This window comes from Frateuria sp. (assembly GCF_013362045.1).
Taxonomy (GTDB): domain Bacteria; phylum Pseudomonadota; class Gammaproteobacteria; order Xanthomonadales; family Rhodanobacteraceae; genus Frateuria_A.
In genome coordinates this window covers 1-3,776 of sequence record NZ_JABFWW010000025.1, presented here as the reverse complement: position 1 = coordinate 3,776, position 3,776 = coordinate 1, and the positions used below count along the sequence as shown (strand labels likewise).

Here is a 3,776-nt window from a genome sequence, read left to right as displayed (position 1 = left end):
GCGGCTGGTGGAAGTGCGCGACGGCGTCGCGCAGACTCGGCCCATCGCCGGCACCAGGCCCCGCGTGGCGGGCGACGACGACGCGGCGCGCATCCGCGAGCTCACCGCGCACCCCAAGGAGCGCGCCGAACACGTCATGCTGATCGACCTGGAGCGCAACGACCTGGGCCGCGTCTGCGTGCCGGGCACGGTGGCGGTCGACGAACTGATGGTGGTGGAAAGCTACGCGCACGTGCATCACATCGTCTCCAACGTGCGCGGGCGCCTGCGCGAGGGCGTGACGCCGGGGCAGGTGATCGCCGCCACCTTCCCGGGCGGCACCATCACCGGCTGCCCGAAGGTGCGCTGCATGGAGATCATCGCCGCGCTGGAAGACGCCCCGCGCGGCGCCTACACCGGCGCGCTGGGCTACCTCGACCTGAGCGGCGAGCTGGATCTGAACATCCTGATCCGCACGCTGACCCAGGTCGGCGATGAAGTGAGCCTGCGCGCAGGCGCCGGCATCGTCGCCGACTCGGTGGCCGAAAAGGAATTGGAGGAGACCCGCGCCAAGGCGCGCGGGCTGCTGCGTGCGCTGGGAGCGGTCGGATGATGCCGCGCGTGCTCGTCGACGGGCAGGCGAGCGACCGGGTTGCTGCACTGGATCGCGGCCTCGGCTATGGCGACGGCCTGTTCGAGACCATACGCTTCGCTGGTGCCGAGGCTCCCCTGTGGGCGCGCCACATGCAGCGCCTGGACGAGGGCTGCCGCCGGCTGCGCCTGCCGATGCCCGATCCGGCGGTGCTGCTGGCCGAAGCGCGCACGGCGTCGCAAGGCATGGACCACGCGGTCGTTCGGATCACGCTCACCCGCGGCAGCGGCGCGCGCGGCTACGCGCCGCCGGCGCAACCCAGGCCGACCCGCATCGTCGCCGCCTTCGAGCCGCCTCCGTTCGACGGGCCGGCCCAATCCGGCGGCATCCGCGTACGCCTGTGCGCGCTGCGCCTCGCCCCGCAGCCGCTGCTCGCCGGCCTCAAGCACCTCAACCGGCTGGAGCAGGTGCTGGCGCGGGCCGAATGGGACGACCCGGCGATCGCCGAGGGCCTGCTGTGCGATACCGGCGGCCTGGCCATCTGCGCGACGGCGGCCAATCTGTTTGCCGTGTACGCCGGAAAGCTGACGACGCCGGCGCTGGACCGTTGCGGCGTCGCCGGCGTCGCCCGGGCCGAGATCCTGGCCGCCAGGCCGCAGGCGCAGGTGCGCCCGATCCTGTTGGCGGAACTTCGCCAGGCCGATGAGCTCTTCCTATCCTCGAGCGTGCGCGGCATCCTGCCCGTTCGCGAACTGGATGGCCACGCTTTCGCGGTCGGTCCGGTCACGCGCGCGCTGCAGGCGCATTGGCGCGCGCTGGGCTTTTGAAGGAGTCATCGATGGGGCGCAAGAAAGTGCGGGGCCGCGTGTCGCGGATCCTGGCATGGCTGGTGGTGCTGGCGGTGCTGGCTGCGGTCGCCGCGGGCTGGTACGGCTTCGAGCGGTTCAGCCGCACGCCGCTGGCGGTCGGGCCGCAGCGGCAGACGATCGACGTGGAGCGTGGCAGCAACCTGCGCGGCATCGTCGTGCAACTGCACGCGCGCGGGCTCAGCGGCGCGCCGTGGCTGTACTGGCGCCTGCTTGCCGCGCGCATGCGGGTCGCCGACCGGCTGCACGCCGGCGAGTACGCGCTCGACCCTGGCATCACGCCCACCCGCCTGCTCGATGCGATGGCGGCGGGGCGCGTACTGCAGCGCAACTTCACCATCGTCGACGGCTGGACCTTCGCGCAGCTGCGCGATGCGCTGGCGCATGCGGCCACCCTTCGCCACGATGGCGCGGCGCTGGACGATGCCGAGCTGATGCGCCGCATCGGCGCGCCGGGCGAACTGCCCGAAGGCCGTTTTTTGCCCGAGACCTACGCCTACGTAAAGGGCGACAGCGACCTGGACATCCTCAAGCGCGCGCACGAGGCGATGGCGCACACCCTTGCCGAACTCTGGCCCGGGCGCGACAAGGACCTGCCGCTGGCCTCGCCGTACGAGGCGCTGATCCTCGCCTCCATCGTGGAGAAGGAAACCGGGCGCGCCGACGAGCGGCCGAAGATCGCCGGCGTCTTCGTGCGCCGCCTGCAGAACCACATGCTGCTGCAGACCGATCCCAGCGTGATCTACGGCATGGGCCAGGCTTATGCCGGCAACATCCACAAGAGCGACCTGACCACCGATACGCCCTACAACACCTACCTGCGCCCGGGCCTGCCGCCCACGCCCATTGCATTGCCCGGCCGGCCGGCGGTACTGGCCGCGCTGCATCCGACGCCGGGCGATGCCCTGTATTTCGTGTCGCGCGGCGATGGCAGCCATGCGTTCGCCCATTCGTTGGCGGAGCAAAACCGCAACGTCGCCTGCTACCAGCTGAAGCGCTGCCATGACTGAACGGCGCGGACGCTTCATTTCGCTGGAAGGCGGCGAGGGTGCCGGCAAGAGCACCCTGTTGGCCGGCCTGCGCACGCATATCGTGGGGCAGGGCATCGAGCTGGTGCAGACGCGCGAGCCGGGCGGCACCCCGGTGGGCGAGGCGGTGCGCGCGATCGTGCTCGATCCGCGCGAGCGCGGCGTGGCCGCGGAGACCGAACTGCTGCTGATGTTCGCCTCGCGCGCCCAGCTGGTGCGCGAGGTGATCGCGCCGGCGCTGGCCGCCGGGCGGTGGGTGCTGTGCGACCGCTACGTCGATGCGAGCTACGCCTACCAGGGCGGCGGCCGCGGCCAGCCGTTCGCGCGTATCGCCGAGCTGGAGCGCTGGGCCTGCGCGGGACTCGTGCCGGACCTGACCCTGCTGCTCGACCTGCCGGTGGCCATGGGTCGCACGCGCGCCGCCGGTCGCGGCGAGGCGGACCGCATCGAGACCGAGGCCGACGCCTTCTTCGAGCGCGTGCGCGAGAGTTATCGTGCACGCGCTGCCGCGGAGCCGGCGCGGTTTCGCCTGATCGATGCCGGCCAGCCGCCCCAGGCAGTGCTGAGCGCAGCCATCGCGGCGCTGGCGCCGCTGTTCGCGGACAATGCGGCATGACCACGCCATCCTGGCACGAGGCACTTTGGCAACGGCTGCAGGCGCGCCTGGCGCGCAGAGCCTTGCCGCACGCGCTGCTGCTGTGCGGCCCGGCCGGCCTGGGCAAGCGCGCCTTCCTGCAGCGCTTCGTGCGTGGACTGCTGTGCGGGCGACCGCGCGATGGTGACGCCTGCGGCCAGTGCCGCAGCTGCCTGCTGCTCGATGCCGGCACCCATCCGGATTTCGTCACCGTCAGCTACGGCTTGCGCAAGGATGGCGTGCAGCGCAAGGAGATCGTGGTCGAGCAGATCCGCGAGCTGTCGGCGCGACTGGCCATGGCCAGCCAGTTCGGCGGTTGGCAGGTGGTGGCGATCGATCCGGCCGACGCGATGAATGCGAACGCCGCCAACGCCCTGCTCAAGACATTGGAAGAACCCTCGCCGCAGACCTTGCTGCTGCTGGCGGCCGATGCACCCTGGCGCTTGCCGCAAACCATCCGCAGCCGTTGCCAGCGGATCGAATTCCAGTTGCCGCCGCGGACCGATGCGTTGGCCTGGCTCCACGCGCAGGGCGTGGCCGATCCGGCCGCCGCGCTGGAGGCCGCCGGCGGCAATCCCGGGCTTGCCCAGACCTGGACGGAGCAGGGCGCGTTGGCGCGCCGGCAGGCCGTGCGCAAGGACCTGGCCGCGCTGGCAGCCGGCCGCACCGAGCCGATG

Annotated in this window: 5 protein-coding genes; all 5 read left to right on the top strand. The window is 71.9% G+C overall.

Annotation, left to right across the window (positions count from 1 at the left end; all coding sequences use genetic code 11):
* Nucleotides 1-592: chorismate-binding protein (locus tag HOQ08_RS01300; protein ID WP_291190414.1), on the top strand; the 592-nt coding region annotated here is incomplete at its 5' end.
* The gene (pabC, locus tag HOQ08_RS01295) at nt 589-1,398 is read left to right on the top strand and encodes an aminodeoxychorismate lyase (protein WP_291190411.1); all 810 of its coding nucleotides are present in this window, start codon (nt 589-591) and stop codon (nt 1,396-1,398) included. The genes HOQ08_RS01300 and pabC, both read left to right, overlap by 4 nt.
* Nucleotides 1,399-1,409: 11 nt before the next feature.
* Nucleotides 1,410-2,447, top strand: a complete 1,038-nt coding sequence (gene mltG / locus HOQ08_RS01290) for an endolytic transglycosylase MltG (RefSeq protein WP_291190408.1) — start codon at nt 1,410-1,412, stop codon at nt 2,445-2,447.
* Nucleotides 2,440-3,081 (top strand): dTMP kinase, encoded by a 642-nt coding sequence (tmk, locus tag HOQ08_RS01285; protein ID WP_291190406.1) that lies wholly within the window; start codon nt 2,440-2,442, stop codon nt 3,079-3,081. Before mltG ends, tmk begins: the two co-directional genes overlap by 8 nt.
* Nucleotides 3,078-3,776 (top strand): DNA polymerase III subunit delta' (gene holB, locus HOQ08_RS01280; RefSeq protein WP_291190403.1); only part of this gene is annotated, 699 nt, incomplete at its 3' end. The genes tmk and holB, both read left to right, overlap by 4 nt.